Here is a 19591-nt window from a genome sequence, read left to right on the forward strand (position 1 = left end):
GTCACTTGCGGCCGAAGAGTTTCTCAATATCCGTGAGTTTCAACTCAACCCAGGTTGGCCGACCATGGTTGCATTGCCCGGATAGCGGCGTTGCTTCCATGTCCCGCAACAAGGCATCCATTTCCTCTGCACGCATCCGCCGACCGGCGCGAACGGAGCCATGGCAGGCCATCGTGGCGGCAACATGGTCAAGTTTGTCCCTCAGACCATCTGCCGTGTCCCATTCGGCAAGTTCGTCAGCAAGATTGCGGACCATGCCTTGAATATCCATGTCGCCGAGGATCGCCGGCGTTTCTCTGACGGCGATAGCACCAGGACCGAATGCCTCAAGCGACAGGCCTACGGCCTCCAGATCGTCGGCACGCTCGGCGAGCCGGGCCGCGTCTTCTTCAGGCAATTCGACGATTTCAGGGATCAGAAGCATTTGCCGTGCAACACTTTTCTTCGCCAGCGCTTCTTTCAAACGTTCATAAACAAGGCGTTCATGAGCGGCATGCTGATCCACGATGACAACCCCATCACCTGTCTGGGCAATGATGTAGGTTTCGTGGACCTGTGCCCTTGCGGCTCCGAGGGGCAGCAAAGTCTTTTCCGTTTCCACCGGTGTTTCGTGCGCTCTGGCGTCCGCGGAAGGCGTCATAAGCCCCGCGAACCCGTCCTGTCCGGGTGTTTGGAAAGCTCTTTGGGCACTTTCAGAAAATCCGGAAACCGGTCCCTCATTTTCCTCAAGTGGCCGAAAGGCTTCCGGGTTCCAGTTGGCTGCTGCAGTTGCACGAGCAAATCCGCTACCCCGCCCGGCATATGCAGTATTTGTTGTTCCTCCCGCTGGCGAAGCGGCAAATCCATACCCTGCCTGAGTGTCGCCATGAGATCTGATTGCGTCCAGGGCAATCGCTGCATTTGAGGTCGAAGCACGGTGGCCGGCATCAACCAGTGCGCGCTTTATGGCACCAACCAGCAGTCCTCGCACCAATTGCGCATCCCTGAACCTGACATCCGCCTTTGCTGGGTGAACATTGACGTCTACCTGACCGGGATCGAGTTCAATAAACAGAACAACGACCGGATGCCGATCACGCGCCAGAACATCTGCATAGGCACCGCGCAGGCCGGACAACAACAGTTTGTCCTTTACGGGTCTGCCGTTCACAAAAAAGAACTGATGTTGGGCATTGCCCCGGTGATGTGTCGGAAGCCCGGCAAACCCCGACAACCTGACACCTTCCCGCTCAGCGTCGATTTCCATGGCATTGTCGACAAACTCCGGGCCGAGAATTTGAGCAATTCGAGCAAGGTGCGGCTCATCTCCTCGAGCTGCCGGCCAGCTTTGCGCCTGGCGATCTGCTCCTGAAAGTGAAAACCCGACCGTTGGATAAGCCAGGGCGATGCGTTTAACGATCTCGGTGATCGCTGCCGCCTCGGCACGATCGGATTTCAAAAACTTCAAGCGTGCAGGTGTCGCAAAGAACAGATCGCGCACCTCAACCTGGGTGCCCTTGGCTCTGGCAGCGGGAATAATCGGCTGATGCTTGCCACCTTCAACCGCGATGGCCCATGCATGATCTTCCGTTTCGTGGCGTGTCTGAATGGCAAGGCGAGCGACGGACCCGATCGAGGGCAATGCTTCGCCACGAAACCCGAGCGTGCGAATATCGAAGAGGTCATCATCCGAAATCTTGGAAGTGCAGTGCCGGCGAACAGCCAGTTCCAGATCGTCGCGGCTCATCCCAAGTCCATCGTCAGCCACACGCATCAGGGTCTTGCCGCCGGCAGCCGTGACAATCTCGATGTTCCCGGCTCCGGCATCGACCGCGTTTTCGACCAGCTCCTTGATGACGCTGGCCGGACGCTCAATCACTTCCCCGGCGGCGATCTGGTTGATCACCTGTTCGCCAAGTTGCCTGACCTTCATGAAACTCCCTTTACTCGGTTTCTTACCGCGCTGCGATCCTATATGGTCCGCGCCGAGTTTGCCTCGATTCTTTCATCAGCTTATCAGACACACCGTGATCCGAGTGACCCGCCATGACCGTTTCTGCACCGCTTCTTGTTGACGGGCTCCGTGCCCTTGCCCCTTCCTATAAGGGCATCTTGTGTGACGTCTGGGGCGTTTTGCACAACGGGGTCGCCGCCTTTGAAGATGCCCACAAGGCGTTGCGAAAATACAGGGACGAAACCGGCGGCAAGGTCGTGCTGATAACCAACGCTCCGCGTCCTGCCAAACAGGTTGGTGAAATGCTCGCCAGTCTCGGCGTGCCGGAAGAGGCCTATGACGGCATTGTCACTTCAGGCGACGTCACGCGCAGTGTTCTGGAAGCACAAGGTACAAAAACGCTGTTACACATCGGCCCCAATCGGGACCAGCCTCTTTACTGGAACCTGGAAGCGACCTTCACGCAAAATGACGACGAGGCAGATGCTATCAGCTGCACCGGTCTGACGGATGATGAAACGGAAACACCGGATGATTATCGCGACCGTTTGCAGAAACTGGTCGACCGCAAGCTGCCGATGATCTGCGCCAATCCGGACATCGTTGTTGAGCGCGGCGACCGTCTGGTGTGGTGCGCCGGCGCTCTGGCAAGGCTTTACGAAGACCTTGGCGGTGAGGTTGCCATACTCGGCAAGCCTCACGGTCCGATCTACAAGGCAGCACTGGATCGGCTTTCGGAGCTCGCCGGCACGACGATCGCAAAGGAAGACGTCCTTGCAGTCGGTGACGGTTTGCCGACCGATATTCGCGGTGCGGTTTCGCAGGACATTGATGTGCTGTTCATAACTGCCGGTATTCACGCTTCGGATTTCGGCCCAAGCGATGATCCCGAGGAACACCTGATCCGCCGCCGTCTGACCGAAGAAGGTTTACGTGCCCGGGCTGCCCTTCCGCGCTTGTGGTGGTAAGCGGCAAACCGGACCCAATCGCCGGTCTGCATTTTGAAATGTCGGGGAAGGTTTTCAACACTCTTGCTGCCTACCGATGATAGCTCACTTGAAAAGAGCAACAGTCGACTGGCTTACACAACGTCTTTTTTGACGGACTTGAAACGAAAAAGGCTCTCACATGGAGAGCCTTTTTGAGAATTCTTTTTAAGCTTCGATCAGTCGAAGAGCTTATCGATATCTGCCTGCGCATCGCCTAGCATGGCGTCGATGTCGTCCTGAGACACACCTTGGCCATCGTGTTGCGGTCCGTGCAGGATCAACTCCCGCTGGCGGCGTTCTTCGTCTGTCTCGACCAGCTCGGCATCCAGATCTTCCGGAAGACGCAAGTGCTCGATGAAAGAGCTCACCCGTTCGTCAATGTAACGGAGCGTTGACACGACCTTTGAAATTCGCTGGCCTGTAATATCCTGGAAAGTACATGCCTCGAAGATCCCGATCATCTTGTTGGAGACGAGCTCCTGATAGGCTTCAGGATCGCTGGTGTCAGCAGACATGATGTCTTCTGCAGCTTCCATGATGGAGTTGGTGGCCTCTTCCGTAGCCTCAACAATCGCATCAAGTTCACGTCCGGCATCCGGGATCTTGTTGCCGGTCATGTCATTGGCACGCAATTGGGAGATTTCCTCCTTCATGCGCTTAATTTCCCTCGCGATCATCGTCAGCTCGTCAGTGACCGCCGGCTGAACAGTCTCGAGGTAATCATGCATCGAACCGGACATCATCTCAGCAAGATGCATGACATCTGTCAGGGAAACTTCACTTTCCCGGTTTTTGTTTTCCTGCAGGAAATCGATTACGCGGGCGATATTTTCTTGTTTCATTTTTTCGCGCCTTTCTTTCACGGCATCATTCGATGCGCGGAGCCCCCCAAAGGCCCGCTCGTCCGACAGGGTGCGGCATGTCACGCCCGATCCACCTGCCCAGCGGATCGAGATGTGCCACAACCATCGGCTGGCACTGGCGGAGACGCACCATGGAAGTGCTTACCCCGCCATATGCGAGAGATTATTCCGAGAAAACGGCTTCGATCTTGCCTTTCAACGTCTGCGCGTTGAACGGCTTCACGATGTAGTTGTTCACACCGGCTTTTTTGGCGGCAATGACGTTCTCGGTTTTGGATTCCGCTGTCACCATAATAAACGGTGTTTTGCTGAGACCGCTATCGGCACGAACCTGCTTGAGCAGTTCGTAGCCAGTCATCGGCTCCATATTCCAGTCGGAAATCACCAGGCCGTAACGGCGCTGTTTCATTTTTTCCAATGCTTCGGTACCGTCCGCGGCATCGTCGATGTCTTCGAAGCCAAGCTGCTTGAGCAGGTTCCGAATGATGCGAATCATGGTCTTATAATCATCGACCACGAGGACCGGCATCTGAAGATCAAGGGCCATTGTCTACTCCATACTGTCAATTTGCGCGGCCCCTGGCCGTGGGCCGGTGGATACGCGTTATGACTTTGAAGGAGAGTGACACATTCATCTGTGTCCTCACCTCCCCACACTCCAAGCAATCTAGACGCTGCCCCTGAAAAGACCGTTAATAACGCAGGTTTTTTTTTCTCAGCCCAAAGCATAATTGCCAGAAAACCTTGGCCAGCCTAGCGTCCTGCCAACATAAAAAACTTGAATTCGAGGCGGAAACCCAATGTTGGAACTGCAAAAACTCTGTTTTGAAGATCTCAAGACCGGGATGAGCGAAGAACTTGTTAAACATGTCAGTTCTTCCGATGTTGTCGGTTTCGCCGAAGTATCCGGCGATAGAAATCCAATTCATCTTTCCGAACACTTTGCCGCCAGAACGCCCTTCAAGACCCGAATCGCGCACGGGCTTTATACCGCCAGTCTTATTTCCGCGGTTCTGGGAACCCGTTTACCCGGCCCGGGCGCCATCTATCTGTCGCAAACATTGAACTTCAAAGCACCCGTCAAGATCGGTGACGACGTCAAGGTCACCGTAACAGTCGAGGAGCTTCAGGAAAGGGGAAATCGCGCCCGTTTGTCATGCATCTGCAGCGTTGACGATACTGTCGTACTGGAAGGTGAAGCGCTGGTGAAAGTTCCCAGCCGCGATGAAGACCGCTCAGGCCTTTGAAGCCAACACGCACCTGTCGTGGTCTGCTCCATCTTGACCTTTCAAAGTCTTGGCGGCAGGTTCCTCGCCGAACGGGCGGTCAGCCTGGCTAAGTCCCTGCTCTCCTGACCGCCGATTTTGCGGACAGCTGGTCTTATCGGTCGGTCTTGCCGAAACGTTTTGCGAAAGTTACCTGGATGAGCCTGAGAGATCCATCAAAGTTCCTGATTGCCGACAGTCTTGATACCTTCCCTCAGGAGCTCAAGGGCGGCATCGTTGCGATTGGAAATTTCGATGGAGTTCATCGGGGTCATCGCGCTGTGCTTGGAGCAGCGCTTGGCCTCGGACACGGCACGCACCACCCGGTGTTTGCCATGAGTTTCGAGCCGCATCCCCGAACCGTCTTCAATCCGGCCAAACCTGTCAGCCGGTTGACGCCGCCGGAACAAAAACTTGGCCTACTGAAGGTCTGTGGTCTGGACGGCGCGCTTATCTTGCCTTTCACCAAGGAATTTGCCGGCATCGAAGCCAATGCCTTTGTTCAGGAAATCCTGATCGACACTCTTGGCATCTCTCACGCCGTGACCGGTTACGATTTTCATTTCGGCCGTGCAAGGCAGGGAACGCCCGACTACCTGCGCAATGCCGGTGCCAATCACGGCTTCGGTGTCACGATTGTGCAAAGAGAAGAAGATGAAGGCGCAGAGGTCATTTCTTCCACACGGGTTCGCGACAGCCTGCGACGCGGTGATATTGTTCAGGCCAACGCGCTTCTGGGCTATCGCTGGTTCTTCGAAAAGTCGGTTCAGCACGGCGACAAGCGCGGACGAGATCTCGGCTACCCGACCGCAAATCTGAATCTGGGAGAAGACACACCGCTGCAGCGCGGGATCTATGCGGTCAAGGTCAAAACAGGCGGGCAATGGTATGACGGTGTTGCCAGCTATGGACGCCGACCGACATTCGACAACGGCGCAACTCTCTTTGAAGTGCATTTGTTTGATTTCAACGGAGACTTATATGACGCAACCCTGCGCGTGCATCTTGTTGCTTACCTTCGGGGGGAAGAAAAGTTCGATAGCGTAGAAGCGCTCGTCACCCAGATGGACACAGACAGCGAAGAGGCGCGCGCTGCGCTGGCCTCCATGCAACCGTTGTCTGATATCGACATGAAATTGCTGGATCTTGCGCCCTGACACAGCCCGCGCGTGCACTTTGCACCTGCGAGCAGTTGTCACTGAAGGCCGTAGTAACGTTACCTACTGTTGGATGCGACGATCAGGCGACAGTTGCGGGCACCTTTGAGATGTCTGTCGGCACATCGCGGGTTTCAAGATCATTGCCGAGACGACGCATACCGAGCCAAAGCACAATCAAGGGCAACAGCGGTGCAACCGGCAAACCAACATAAAGCGCCAAAGGGCTTGTGGACGCTGAAAGAGCAATGACACCAGCCAGCAAAACTTTTTCGTATGGCAAAAATCCGGACTTCAAACCGTCCCGGATCAGGAAGGCGCAGGGAACAACCAGCAACGTAAAGTCATAGGAGAGCGCGAAGGGCGTTACCAAAAGTGCTCCACCGACGAGAACCGAAGCGCGAACGGTCATGTCCTCGGACTTGCGCCACGCATGCCAAACACAGGCCAAGACACCAAGCCCAACAACTGCTTGCACTGACATAGCGCTCATGTGCCCCAAACCGAGTTGCCGGGCGCTGCCATAAGTTGAGACCATTTTGCCCCACTCGACGCCGCCCAGTTCCATCATTGCCGCAGCAACCGGGGCCTGTTGCCAGAACACCACCCAAACGCCTATGCCGACGATTGCAGCACTCAGACCGGCCAAGCCCAATGTCGTGACGGAAGCGCTGACAAAGGATCGCCAGTTCAAGCTGGCAATCAGTGCAACGGGCGCCAGAATTCCGAGCTGTGGCTTGATCGTCAAAAGACCAAGCGCCACTCCGGCCCAAACAAATTTGCCCCTCTCGATGCCAATCAAAAAGAAGGCATAGAGCGCAGCTGTCAAAGCTGCATTTTGCCCGTGAAACGCATTGTTGGCACAGGCAGGAACCAGAATGAGACAGGCAGCAAGCAACCATTTCCCTGTGATCATGCGGCACGCGAGAAACAGCAATCCGGTGGTCAATCCGACGAAGGCAGCAAAAGCAACCTTATAAGGCAATAAGGCGAACGGGCTTTGTAACAACTGGAATGTCGGCGGATAGAAGAAGCCGAAAACCGTGTCGGAACCGGTGTAGGATTCCTGCAAGGCTGCGAACTCTTTCGGCAGATAAACAAGCTCCGGTGTACCAGAGAGCACCTGCTTGCCCGCGAGCCAGAAACTCAGGTAGTCCATCAGCAAAGTGCCATTGGCGGAGCCGAAACTGTTCGGAAGCAAAAGCATCCAGGCGAGAGCCAGGGAATAGCCGATGGCAGAACACAGGCAGGCAAAGCCAATCCGGTCCCAGCTCAGCCAGTCGCCGCGCGTGGCGCCGCGGTGCCAAAGTCCCGGGTTCTGCGGGTCGGCAGCAGCCAATTCGCTGTTGATCTCAGTCTGAGCCGTCATGACCTTCCCGTGTCCAAAACCTGTCGTTTGTTCATGTTGGCCGGCACAATGGCCGAAAGACGTCTATATTCGGTTACTTGGCGAAGAATGAATTGCCTCAATGTGCAATTTGCAGGGACATTTCCCAATCTGTCTTTATTCGCAGCCAAAGTACTGCTATGTCCCACTCCATGCACACTCAGGCTTACATAATTCATGGCGCACTGATGAACGCGATTGCGCGAATTACCTGCCCGGCCCTCGGCTGACGCGACCGCGCGGCGCCAGGGACCGGGTTCTTCCTGTTTCAAGTTGCAGCGCCGCATTGGACCTGCAATCTTCCTGACACATGACTGCGGGCTGGTGCCCGAACGACCGGATCGACCTTACGATGACCGAGACAGATAAACGCGACTATTCAGAAACGCTCAACCTTCCCAAGACCGAATTTCCGATGCGAGCAGGCCTTCCCAAGAAAGAGCCGGAAATCCTGGCCCGTTGGGAGAAGCTCGACGTCTACAAGAAACTGCGTGAGCAGGGAAAGACACGGGACAAATTCATCCTGCATGACGGCCCTCCCTATGCCAATGGTCACATCCATATCGGTCATGCACTGAACAAGACGCTCAAAGACATCGTGACCCGCTCGATGCAGATGCTGGGCTATGAAAGCAACTATGTGCCCGGTTGGGACTGCCACGGCCTGCCCATCGAATGGAAAATCGAAGAGCAGTACCGTGCCAAAGGCAAGAACAAGGACGAAGTGCCGATCAACGAATTTCGCAGGGAATGCCGCGAATTCGCTGAGCACTGGATTGATGTCCAGAAAAAGGAATTCAAACGCCTCGGTATCGAAGGCGACTGGGATAATCCCTATCTGACCATGCGTTTTGAAAGCGAAGCCGTGATCGCGCAGGAGCTTATGAAGTTCGCGACATCCGGTCAGCTTTATCGCGGTTCCAAGCCCGTCATGTGGTCTGTCGTCGAGAAAACGGCCCTCGCGGAGGCTGAAATCGAATACCACGACCACAAGTCAGATATGATCTGGGTGAAGTTTCCGATCGTGACTGCCGGAGGAAGCGATCAGGCGGCCGTTGAACAGTTGCTCGATGCGTCTGTTGTGATCTGGACCACCACTCCGTGGACCATCCCAGGAAACCGGGCAATCTGCTATTCATCACGCATCGCCTATAGCCTTTACAAGGTCACTCAGGATGGATTGCCGGACGACAACTGGGTCCAGAAGGGCGATCTGCTGATCCTGGCGGACGCACTTGCCGATGACGTTTTCAAGAACGCGCGGATCACCGATTTTGAGCGCTTGCGTGAAGTAACCGCGGATGAACTGGCAACGCTGACTTGCGCCCATCCGCTGGCGGAGTTGGACCTTGGCGGCTATGAATTCGATGTGCCGCTTCTTGATGGCGATCACGTGACTGATGATGCCGGCACCGGCTTCGTTCACACTGCGCCGGGTCACGGTGCGGATGACTTTGAAATCTGGATGGAAAAGCGTGCCGAACTGGAAGCACGCGGCATCAGCACCGCGATCCCTTTCACGGTTGCAGATGACGGGTTTTATACCAAGGACGCTCCGGGCTTCGATGGCTGCGAAGTGATCACTCACAAGGGTGAAAAGGGTAAAGCCAACAGGGCAGTAATCGAAAAACTGAAGGATGCGGGAAATCTGATCGGCCTGGGACGGCTCAATCACTCCTACCCGCATTCCTGGCGCTCCAAGAAACCGGTAATCTTCCGCAACACCCCGCAATGGTTTGTCTATATGGACAAGGCATTGAATGGTGAACGCGACACATTGCGTACGCGTGCACTCACCGCAATCGATGAGACCCGCTTTGTGCCAGGCGCAGGTCAGAACCGTCTGCGGTCGATGATCGAGAACCGCCCGGACTGGGTCCTGTCGCGTCAACGTGCCTGGGGAGTTCCCATCACGGTATTCATCCACAAGGAGACTGCCGAGATCCTGAAGGACGAAGCCGTCAACAAGCGCATCTTCGAGGCTTTCAAGTCTGAAGGCGCTGATGCTTGGTTTGAAGAAGGGGCCAAGGAACGCTTCCTTGGTAACGACTTCAAGGCCGACGATTGGGACATGGTGACCGACATTCTGGATGTCTGGTTCGATTCCGGATCGACACATGCTTTCGTTCTAGAAGACCGGGCAGACCTTGCACCGAAGCGGAAAGTCGACGGCGGCAATGACTACGTGCTTTATCTTGAAGGGTCCGACCAGCACCGCGGGTGGTTCCACTCCTCACTTCTTGAAAGCTGCGGAACGCGGGGACGTGCACCCTATGACGCGGTTCTGACACATGGCTTCACCATGGCCGAGGATGGGCGCAAGATGTCCAAATCTCTTGGCAACCAGGTGTTCCCGCAAGATATCATCAAGCAGTACGGGGCGGATATCCTGCGCCTGTGGGTCGCTTCCACAGACTATTGGGAAGATCAGCGCCTCGGCAACGAGATCATCAAGACCAATGTCGACAGCTATCGCAAACTGCGCAACACGTTGCGCTGGATGCTGGGCTCGTTGGCCCATGCAAAAGGTGAAGACGTTTCACTTGCGGACATGCCCGAGCTTGAAAGGCTGATGCTGCACAGACTTGTCGAACTGGATGAGATGGTTCGCGAGGCTTATTGGGAATTCGATTACAAAAAGATCTTCCACCAGTTGTTCACTTTCATGACAGTGGAACTTTCGGCCTTTTATTTCGACATCCGTAAAGATGCGCTTTATTGCGACGCGGCCTCTTCCACCCGTCGCAAGGCATCGCTCTTTGTGATCGACAAACTGTTCAATTGTCTCGTTACCTGGATGGCACCCATGTTGCCGTTCACCATGGATGAGACTTGGGTGTCCCGCTATGGTGACGACGCAAGTGTCCACCTGGAACAGTTTCCGAAAGTGCCCGGGGAGTGGAAAGACGAAGCGCTTGCAGCCAAGTGGGCCAAGATCAAGACGGTCCGCCGTGTCGTGACAGGTGCACTGGAAATCGAGCGCCGCGAAAAACGCATAGGCTCGTCCCTGGAAGCGCATCCGGTGGTTCATGTTACGGATGCGGATCTGATGGCGGCACTTGCAGGCAAGGACATGGCCGATATTGCCATCACCAGTCAGCTGACATTGACAGATACGGCTGCTCCTTCAGGCGCATTCACACTGGACGATACCAAAGGCGTCGCGGTTGTTCCGGCGCTTGCAGAAGGCACCAAATGCGCAAGGTCGTGGAAAATCCTTCCGGAAGTTGGTTCCGATGCCGATTATCCGGACGTCACTTTGCGGGACGCGGCTGCTTTGCGTGAGTGGGATGCCGCCCACGCAGATGCCTGAAACGTCAACTTGCCGGACTTGAGATGAGCGAACTGGACAACACGTCTGTCAATACCAGCAGGCGGCCTCTCTTCTGGGGCCGCCTCAGTTCGTTCGTCCTGATTGTTGTGCTCATCTGTGTGCTTGTCGATCAAGGCACCAAAATCTGGCTCGTACATGGCTTCGACATTGCGGCGAATGGCCCGGTGCAGGCACTTCCGTTCCTGGATATCGTTCTTGTCTGGAACAGAGGCATCTCATATGGCCTTTTTCAGCAAAACAGCGATCTCGGACGCTGGCTGCTCGCAGGGCTGACGGTCGTGGTCTCAATCGGATTGTGGATCTGGTCGACAAGATGCGACACCAAACTGGTGGCCCTTGCTCTGGCACTGGTCATCGGCGGTGCCGTTGGAAACGGCATCGACAGGCTCACCTACGGTGCGGTTGTCGACTTCGTTCACTTTCATGTCGGCACCTTTTCCTGGTACGTCTTCAACATGGCAGACGTGTGGATCGTTGCGGGCGTCGTCGGTCTCCTGTATGACAGTTTTCGAAATGGTCCTAATTCAGCCGCAAAATAGCGGTTTAAGGCAGGACGGACGCAATCTCGGCAGGACGCTGCCGATTCATTGAGACGAGAAATTCGGGGAGTCTGCTGTGGTGCGGACCATTTTTGGATTGGCGAAGAAGTCTTCTGTTCTGGTGCTGCTTGCCGGACTGGCGGCATGTCAGGCAGCTGACGGTACAACCCAGGCTCCGGACGTGGCTCTGGTAAATTCGGTCATGAAGGGCCTTGGTGCTGTCGATCCGAACGAAAAACCGATCGACTACAAGCCACGGGCGCCGCTGGCGATGCCATCCGAGCCGGCCAAGCTTCCTGAACCGGAAACCAACGTCGCCGGTGTGAACGATGCAAACTGGCCCAAGCAACAAGACAATGAGCAGCTCAAGGAACTGAAGGACCTCTACGCGGGTTCAAGCCGTATGCAGCGCGAACCTCTGACCCCGGAACAGATGCGCGGTTTTACCGTCACAGGCGTTACCGGCCTGAATCGCGATCTTGCTGCCGAACGACGCGAAAACGAGATTACGGAAGGCGAGAAGCTTACCCGTCAGGAACAGCGTGACGAGTGGGAGCGCCTGCAAAAGCTCAAGGCACAGCAGGCTGGCCTCGACAAGAATGGGCTTGCAACCCGTCGTTACCTGACCGAGCCGCCGGCAGATTACTCAACGCCTTCTCCTGACGCCCCGATGCCGGATGTCGTGCAGAAGAACAAGCGTAAACCGACGAACTTCGACAAGTACGATTCCGCGCCGATTGATCCCCGGTGTCTGGAAGGTGACTCAAGTTACTGTAACTAGAACACGTTACGGTTAAGTACCCACAGTTCATGCAGCCGTAAGGGCTTGATGACGAAAAAGTAACGGGACCTTCGGGACCTCCTTCCTATATGGATGGAGACGTCCGAAGGTCTTTTTGCGTCTGAAGGCCCTAAAAAACACGGAGTTGCACGTGAACCCCATCGAGATTCAGCGTCCGGATTTTTTTACTTTTCGCCTAATACGATCACTCAAATCGCTGCTCTTGCCAGCAATGTTGCTCGGTACAGCTGCCGTTCTGCCGGCTCCCGGTGCGAACGCAAATCCCAGCACGGCTGAAAGCATGGTGATTGCGCCCAATCTGGAAAGCTTCACATTGGAGAATGGTCTCCAGGTTGTTGTCATACCGGACCGGCGTGCACCAGTCGTTACCCACATGATCTGGTACAAGGTCGGATCGGCAGATGAACCGGAGGGACAATCCGGTGTTGCCCATTTTCTTGAACATCTCATGTTCAAAGGCACGAAAGACAACCCTGACGGCGTTTTCTCAAAAATGATCGCGGAACGTGGCGGACAGGAAAACGCCTTCACCAGCGCGGACTACACCGCCTATTTTCAAAGGGTCGCCAAAGAGCACCTTCCACTGATGATGGCTCTTGAAGCAGACAGGATGGAAAATCTGGTGCTGTCGGATGAGGTGGTGACCCCTGAGCGCAAGGTGGTGCTGGAAGAAAGACGCCAGCGCGTCGACAGCGAACCCGGGTCACGCCTTCGCGAAGCGCTGAATGCAATAACCTTCGTCAACCACCCATATGGATCACCTGTCATCGGTTGGCAGAGCGAGATTGAAGCCCTGAACAAAGAGGCCGCGATCGCTTTCTACGATCGTTTCTACACACCCAACAACGCCGTTGTCGTGATCGCCGGTGATATTACCGTTGAAGATGTCCGCAAGCTTGCCGACGAGACCTATGGCAAGATTGCGAGACGCGCGGAGCCTGGAGAACGCCTACGTCCCAAGGAACCACCGCTGTCCGGAGAACGCCGGATTGCCGTCTCAGATCCACGTGTGCGCCAGGAATCAATTTCCCAGACGTGGGTCGTGCCAAGCCAGTCCACGGGTGAAGGCCGCATACCGGAAGCTTTGGACATTCTCGCATACGTTCTTGGCCAGGGCCCGTCCAGCCGATTGTACAAGTCACTGGTTCTGGACCAGGAAGTCGCCATCAGTGCAGGTGCGTATTATCAAAGCGGTGCGCTGGATGACGGTCGCTTCGGCTTTTACGCCTCCCCCCGCCCCGGTCACACGCTTGAGGAAATGGAAGAGCTGATTGCACTGGAACTGCAAAAGCTGCTGTCTGGTGGTGTTACCGAAGAAGAAATTGATCGCGCTAAAAACAGTATGATTGCGAGTGCGATATATGCGCAGGACAGTCAATCCGGGCTGGCTCGTCTCTTCGGCAGTGCGCTGACCACCGGACTGACCATTGAAGACGTCCAGACATGGCCATCGCAAGTCAGGGCCGTCACCATTGACGATGTGCTTGACGTTGCACGCACGTATCTGAAAGGCATGCCGGTTGTTGGAGAACTGCGTATCGAAACTCCTACAGAGCCTGCAGCCGCCCTCAGCGATGACCAACAACTCAAGGACAAGTCCTGACCATGATGCAGAACACATTCTCAAAGGGCGTATTGCCCACCATCGCGTTTGCGTTCGCGACACTTTTTGCCTTGGTCCGGCTTGCAGAAGCCGTCGAGATTCAACGGGTGACCAGCCCTCAAGGCATCGAGGCCTGGCTGGTTGAAGATCACACAGTCCCGATCATTGCCGTAAACTTTTCCTTTGACGGCGGTTCGTCGCAAGACCCGGCTGGCAAGGAAGGTCTGACCCGGCTTCTGGCCGCAACCCTGGACGAAGGCGCTGGCGACCTTTCTTCGGAAGAGTTTCAGGCGAAGCTTGAGGAACTTGCCATCAGCATCGGCTTCAGTACGGGCAAAGACCGGTTTTACGGGAGCCTCAGAACTCTGACCTCAACACTTCCTGAAGCGGGCGATCTCCTTGCGCTGGCCGTCAACACGCCGCGTTTTGACGAAGCGCCAATCGAACGGATGAAGACCCGGCTGGAAACACGGGCGCGGCGAAGCGAAACCGATCCGAACGCAATTGCCGGCAGATCTCTCGCTGCAGCCATGTTTGGCGACCATACCTATGCCCGGCCAACGCTCGGCACTGCGGTTACCATCGGTGCCCTGACCGCGGATGATCTGAATGCGCAACACGGGAGGCTTTTGGCAAAGCAGGGTCTGACAATCGGTGTCGTCGGTGCAATTGATGCCAAAACGCTGGAGCCGTTGCTGGACAAGGTCTTTGCCGATCTGCCGGAGAGCGGCGACTTGAAGGCGGTTGCAGAACTGACACCGACAGCAGGCGATGAGATCGCTGAAGAACTGGCCGTCCCTCAAACGACCATTCTGGTCGCCCTGCCCGGCCTAAAACGGGACGATCCGGACTATCAGGCCGCCTATGTCATGAACCACATTTTGGGCGGAGGCTCGTTCACCTCGTGGATGTATCAGGAAGTGCGCGAGAAGCGTGGCCTTTCCTATGGCGCCAACACGTCCCTGTCGCCCTATCGCCATACCGGCTTGCTGATCGGCTCAGCTGCTACCAAGGCAGAACGGGCCGGCGAGACAGTGAGCGTCATGCTTGATCAATTCCGCCGCATGGCGGACGATGGGCCGACAGACGACGAACTTCGCCGCGCGAAGCAGTTCATTACAGGTTCCTATGCCTTGCGTTTCGACAGTTCCGGGAAGATCGCACGGCAGTTGGTCGCTCTGCAGAACGCGGAACTGGGCATTGACTACTTCGATCGCCGAAACAGCGAAATTGATGCGGTCACTCTTGAAGATGTTCGCAGGGTGGCAAAACGGCTGCTTGCAGAACAAGCACCAACCGTTGTTACTGTTGGTCCGAAACAGGGCTGAGAAAAATGACTATTGGCAGCGGGTTCAGCCCGCTGCCGATCTTCTCGGACCTGGCGCGGGCGCTCCTTGAAGAACCTCGGCACGTACGGGACGAGGTGGCGAGAACAGATTTCCCTGAGCCAGTTTGACGTCGAAATCGAGAAGCTCCAGAACCTGGTTCTCCGTTTCAACGTGGTCGGTAATCAACTGCATACCGTAGCGATGCAGCAAGTCTCCAAAATCGGATGGATGTATGTGACCGTGGATTGCTTCACGCCGCCCGATCAAATAATCCGCATTCAGCTTGCCATACTTGAACCCGCGCCCTGCCAGTGAATTGAAATCCATCTTCATATCGGAGATCCGGTCGATGGAAAAACGGAAGCCGGTTTCAAAGAGTGCACTCAGGCTCTCCAGTTCACGCGGCCCCATGACAGCGACATCCGGCTGCGCGAATTCGAACACCAAGACATCTGCAAGGTCCTGATTAGCTTTCACAAACTCGAGGAAGCCTGGAAAGAATGTTTCGTCGACAAGCGACAGCGACGAGATGTTGCAGAAGAGGATCGCGTTCCTGTTGCGTGAGATCAGGCGTCGAATGACCTGGACCGAGCGGAAGAGCAGCAGATTGTCGATACGCGCGATTTGACCGGACTGTACGGCCTCCGGCAGGAATACCGCTGCTTCTATTGTGTTGCCATCCACATCGCGAAGACGGGTGAAAGCCTCATAGAACTTTACCTGGCGCTGCGGCAGCGACACGATTGGCTGCAAATGCAGTTCCACGCGGTTTGCGTTCAATGCGGAGGCGATTAACTCCCGCATCGCCATGTTCGGCTGATAGGCAGCTTGTTCCTGTGGCAATCCGCCTGCTTCACCTGGGAGATCGGCTTCGGATGCGTAACCGTCATCCGGTCGCGCTTGCGGGTGCCCAAGATGTGAGGGCACATCACCGGCATTCGGTGCCTGAACACCATAGTTCCGGTCAAGGTCCGCTGTTTCGCCGTGCATGGGCGCATAGGTATGCGCAGGCGCAGCTGGTCCCGTTTGCTCAAGTCCGGGTGCATGCGCACCAGGCTGCTGCACTGGAGGTTGACCCGGGGACATTTGATAAGGAGGCGGAACATCACCGCCAAAGCCGCGCGGCGCCGGCTGGGACTGAGGATAGCGCGGCAACTGCTGCATAGAGGGCGGCGGTGCCAAGGACTGTTGATCCTCTACCCTGGTCTCCAGATCGGCCATCGCTTCAGCCATCTGCTTCACGAGGGTTCCAAGAACTTCAACCTCCGCGAACAGTGGATCGATCTCGGCGCGTGTGCGGCGCGGCACCGTCTGTTCCATTCCGGTCAGACGGCCCTCCAGATTGCCCACATCCTCATCGATATCGGACATGCGTTCTTCCAGGCGATCAACGGCCTCGCTAACAGCACCGCGATCGCGGGCGCGCCCGATCAGAAGATGAATCAGGATCATCGTGCACATCAGCGCAAGAGAAAGAGACACAGCCTCCCCGAACGGCCTGCCAAACTGGAAGATCAGCACGGTCGCCGAGGACAATGCGATCACGGCCATGCATACTGCAACAAATATGGTCCCTGTCCGACCCATGGCGTACGAATGTTCCGATCCGAATCAAGAGTTACTTGTTAATCATGCCTTAAGAAAGAGCCGACACCGAATCCGCAACCCGCTTTCTGACGTAGAATCCGTAACTTGTCCCCGACTATGCGCTGCGGGAATTCAAAATCGGCAGGCAATTTGATGCCAGCCACCCTAAACCGGCGAAAACCACTTAACCGTGCAAAGAACTGCGACCCATCCCATAGAGTGCCTTTGGTCTTTCCATTTCTCCAGGCTTCCGTTAGAGTTAACTTGGGTAAACAATTGGTGTCGCGGCGTTTGATAGAGTGCATTTGAAGAGAGGGCTGGCATGCGTGCTTCCGGGCAAACATCCAGGCGTCCTTTGCCGCATGCCGTTCGAGCTCCAGACAGAGGCCCCGGCGCTATTGCGGCCAAAGAAGCAGATCGCCCACCGCAGCGCAGCCAGCAATCGGCTTTGCGTAACGAAGCAAGCGGTCCGGGATGTCATTCTGACGATCAGATTGAAAAGGCACTCGTCAAAGCACTCAAGAGCCCTGAATTTCAATCCGCACCGCAGCTAAGATCCTTTCTTGGCTTTGTGGTCCGCGCCACGCTCAACGACCAGCGGGAAAAAATCAAAGGCTATACAATTGCGGTCGAAGCACTTGGTCGGCCCGAAGACTTCAATCCGGTGACCGACCCGATTGTGCGCGTCGAAGCCGCCAGATTGCGACGCCGCCTCGAAAAATACTATGAAGGTTCCGGCTCAAACGACCCGGTGCGGATTGCTATCCCAAAGGGCAGCTACACACCGCATTTTTTTGAACCGGCTGACAAGAACACATCAGGACCGGAAAGAGTTCACACACTCACTATTCAGTTCGACAGTCTGGCCACTGATACGTCAAAGTCCCTTGAAACACTGACAAGACTTCAGGAACAGGGTGAACCTGTCTCCGGCGCAAAAGCGGATCCGTCTGAGGACCAGCCGGGAGTCTGGCGCGAGTTGGAAATCTCTTACCGACAGCTCCTTCGTAGTCAGGTTCCCTTCCACATGGTGATGGTGATCGGCATTGCCTGCTTTTTGGTCGGTGTTCTGGCTGCAACCCTCTGACGTCGCGTTTTCCTGCGCATTCGCTGCCGTTCAATCCGTCTGTTTGCTCCTGAAATGACCCATTTCGCCGTGAAACTGCAAAATGCGTCATCTGACAACGCTTTGTTTACCCTGTTCGGAGAATTATCAGGTTGACGAATCTTTCGATATTCGAAAGTGCCGGATCGAGCGATGGGAGTTGCCCAGCAATGGGGAGTAACGAGGGCACTGAGTTGCCTGTAATTGTACGTGTCCTGGACGCATCAGCTTCGGAAGCTGCCCGCACGGCAGCGGTCTGTGCCAAACTGGCTCATGCCTGCTCCGATCCTATCCTTTATACGGATTCTGCCTCCTGCCTTCAGGATCTCGCAGACAAATCAACTGACATCCTGATTATTGACCTTGAGACAATTGGCGGTGACGAAGCTCTTGAGGCTTATGCCGTTCGCTGCCCAAAATCGGTGATAATGGCTGTCTCGGCAAAAGGGTCTGTGTCGCGCGCTGTCAGCGCTATGCGCGCGGGCGCTCATGACTTTCTGACAAAGCCCTTCTCGCTTGACGCACTGGCGTCGAAGGTCTCCTTCCAACTGGAACAACGCCGTCCGGCCATCAAGAGCGCACCGGCTCCGATCGAGCCGATGCCGGCTCCCGCCGTTGTTGAAAGACCTGTCCCAGTTGAACGGGTTAACATACAAGACATTGAAGTTACCGGCCATTCGCGGCTGATCGGTGCTTCTGCTAAAATGCGGGATGTACACGAACAAATCAGCCGAATGGCCCCTTCTCAAGCGCCAGTGTTCATCACCGGTGAGTCCGGTACCGGCAAAGAACTTTGCGCCAACGCTGTCCACGATCTTTCCGAGCGCCAGTCAAACCGGTTCGTGACCCTCAATTGCGCAGCGATCCCACGTGATCTCATCGAGAGCGAAATCTTCGGCTATATGCGTGGGGCGTTCACCGGCGCCACCGACAATCGGGCCGGCGCGGCGGAACAGGCAGACGGCGGAACCCTGTTTCTCGATGAAATCGGCGAGATGGATCTGCTCTTGCAAAGCAAATTGCTCCGGTTCCTGCAAACGGGCACATTCCAGAGACTGGGCGACACCCAGACGCGAAAGGTCGATGCGCGGATCATCTGCGCCACCAATCGCGATCCCGTTGCCGAAATTTCAGCTGGCCGGTTCCGCGAAGACCTCTACTACAGACTTCACGTGCTGCCGATCCATTTGCCCCCTTTGCGCGAGAGACGAGACGACATCCTGCCATTGGCTGCTGCCTTTCTTGACCGGTATTCGGGTGAAGAGCGGCGATCCTTCAAAGGGTTCGACGCAGATGCGGAAGCACGCATCATCGCCTATGCCTGGCCGGGCAATGTTCGTCAGCTGGAAAACACCATTCGGCAGATTGTCGTGATGAACGACGGAGTAGCGGTCACGTTCGATATGCTTCCGATAGTGATCCGCGACCAAAGCAGCCGCCCGAACGCCATTATTGATCTGTCCAGGGAAAGAGCTCGCGTGCCGGTTCCGAGCCGGCCTTTCGGCGCAATCGAGCCGCTTTGGGCTCAGGAGCGGCGGATCATCGAAGATGCTCTGGACGCCTTTGACGGCAACATCGCAATGGCCGCAGCCGCCCTCGAGATCAGCCCTTCAACTATCTACCGCAAACGCCAGTCCTGGACGGCGCGCAGTCTTTAACCGTCTACATTTACCGCATTGCACACATTTTCTTGTCTATC

15 protein-coding genes are annotated in these 19591 nt (G+C 55.8%); 10 read left to right on the forward strand and 5 right to left on the reverse strand.

The genetic code is table 11. The features are described 5' to 3' along the window. Window position 1: 1 nt before the first annotated feature. Window positions 2-1912, reverse strand: a complete 1911-nt coding sequence (mutL, locus tag FIV00_RS24155) for a DNA mismatch repair endonuclease MutL (protein ID WP_152503142.1) — start codon at window positions 1910-1912, stop codon at window positions 2-4. Window positions 1913-2025: 113 nt separating this feature from the next. Here mutL and FIV00_RS24160 point away from each other — a divergent pair, with 113 nt between their 5' ends. Further along, a complete protein-coding gene (locus tag FIV00_RS24160; protein ID WP_152503143.1) occupies window positions 2026-2901 on the forward strand; it encodes a TIGR01459 family HAD-type hydrolase in 876 nt (291 codons plus the stop codon). 197 nt (window positions 2902-3098) lie between these two features. Here FIV00_RS24160 and FIV00_RS24165 read toward each other — a convergent pair whose 3' ends face one another. Together FIV00_RS24165 and FIV00_RS24170 are read right to left on the reverse strand one after the other, a co-directional pair. Continuing rightward, window positions 3099-3764 carry a chemotaxis protein gene (locus tag FIV00_RS24165; RefSeq protein WP_152503144.1) on the reverse strand — a complete coding sequence of 222 codons (666 nt, stop codon included), beginning with the start codon at window positions 3762-3764 and terminating at the stop codon, window positions 3099-3101. Window positions 3765-3948: 184 nt separating this feature from the next. Next, window positions 3949-4332 (reverse strand): response regulator, encoded by a 384-nt coding sequence (locus tag FIV00_RS24170; RefSeq protein WP_055675225.1) that lies wholly within the window; start codon window positions 4330-4332, stop codon window positions 3949-3951. Window positions 4333-4585: 253 nt separating this feature from the next. On the opposite strand from FIV00_RS24170, the gene FIV00_RS24175 reads away from it, so the two are divergent. Both FIV00_RS24175 and FIV00_RS24180 read left to right on the forward strand, forming a co-directional pair. Next, window positions 4586-5032: a MaoC family dehydratase gene (locus tag FIV00_RS24175; protein ID WP_152503145.1), complete on the forward strand. Its 447-nt coding sequence runs from the start codon at window positions 4586-4588 to the stop codon at window positions 5030-5032. A 176-nt stretch (window positions 5033-5208) separates the two neighbouring features. After that, complete coding sequence (locus FIV00_RS24180; protein ID WP_152503146.1) at window positions 5209-6207, forward strand: bifunctional riboflavin kinase/FAD synthetase; 999 nt, start codon at window positions 5209-5211, stop codon at window positions 6205-6207. A gap of 82 nt (window positions 6208-6289) precedes the next feature. Here FIV00_RS24180 and FIV00_RS24185 read toward each other — a convergent pair whose 3' ends face one another. Beyond that, window positions 6290-7576, reverse strand: coding sequence for a glycosyltransferase family 87 protein (locus tag FIV00_RS24185; protein ID WP_152503147.1), 1287 nt, complete (start codon window positions 7574-7576; stop codon window positions 6290-6292). A gap of 370 nt (window positions 7577-7946) precedes the next feature. Between FIV00_RS24185 and ileS the strand changes: the two genes are divergently transcribed. From ileS to FIV00_RS24210, 5 genes are all read left to right on the forward strand, one after another. Beyond that, a complete protein-coding gene (ileS, locus tag FIV00_RS24190) occupies window positions 7947-10907 on the forward strand; it encodes an isoleucine--tRNA ligase (protein WP_152503148.1) in 2961 nt (986 codons plus the stop codon). A 23-nt stretch (window positions 10908-10930) separates the two neighbouring features. Continuing rightward, complete coding sequence (gene lspA, locus FIV00_RS24195) at window positions 10931-11467, forward strand: signal peptidase II (protein WP_152503149.1); 537 nt, start codon at window positions 10931-10933, stop codon at window positions 11465-11467. 76 nt (window positions 11468-11543) lie between these two features. After that, on the forward strand, window positions 11544-12248 hold the full coding sequence (locus FIV00_RS24200) for a hypothetical protein (protein WP_152503150.1): 705 nt from the start codon (window positions 11544-11546) through the stop codon (window positions 12246-12248). 232 nt (window positions 12249-12480) lie between these two features. Next, window positions 12481-13872 carry a pitrilysin family protein gene (locus tag FIV00_RS24205; RefSeq protein ID WP_152504428.1) on the forward strand — a complete coding sequence of 464 codons (1392 nt, stop codon included), beginning with the start codon at window positions 12481-12483 and terminating at the stop codon, window positions 13870-13872. A gap of 2 nt (window positions 13873-13874) precedes the next feature. Continuing rightward, a complete protein-coding gene (locus FIV00_RS24210; protein ID WP_209006692.1) occupies window positions 13875-15200 on the forward strand; it encodes a pitrilysin family protein in 1326 nt (441 codons plus the stop codon). Between the two features lie 24 nt (window positions 15201-15224). On the opposite strand, the gene FIV00_RS24215 is transcribed toward FIV00_RS24210, so the two are convergent. Next, on the reverse strand, window positions 15225-16751 hold the full coding sequence (locus FIV00_RS24215) for an EAL domain-containing protein (protein WP_152503151.1): 1527 nt from the start codon (window positions 16749-16751) through the stop codon (window positions 15225-15227). Window positions 16752-17109: 358 nt separating this feature from the next. Here FIV00_RS24215 and FIV00_RS24220 point away from each other — a divergent pair, with 358 nt between their 5' ends. After that, window positions 17110-17874: a hypothetical protein gene (locus FIV00_RS24220; RefSeq protein WP_152503152.1), complete on the forward strand. Its 765-nt coding sequence runs from the start codon at window positions 17110-17112 to the stop codon at window positions 17872-17874. Between the two features lie 188 nt (window positions 17875-18062). Next, window positions 18063-19550: a sigma-54 dependent transcriptional regulator gene (locus FIV00_RS24225; protein WP_152503153.1), complete on the forward strand. Its 1488-nt coding sequence runs from the start codon at window positions 18063-18065 to the stop codon at window positions 19548-19550. Window positions 19551-19591 lie beyond the last annotated feature (41 nt).

Source organism: Labrenzia sp. THAF82 (assembly GCF_009363435.1).
Taxonomy (GTDB): domain Bacteria; phylum Pseudomonadota; class Alphaproteobacteria; order Rhizobiales; family Stappiaceae; genus Roseibium; species Roseibium porphyridii.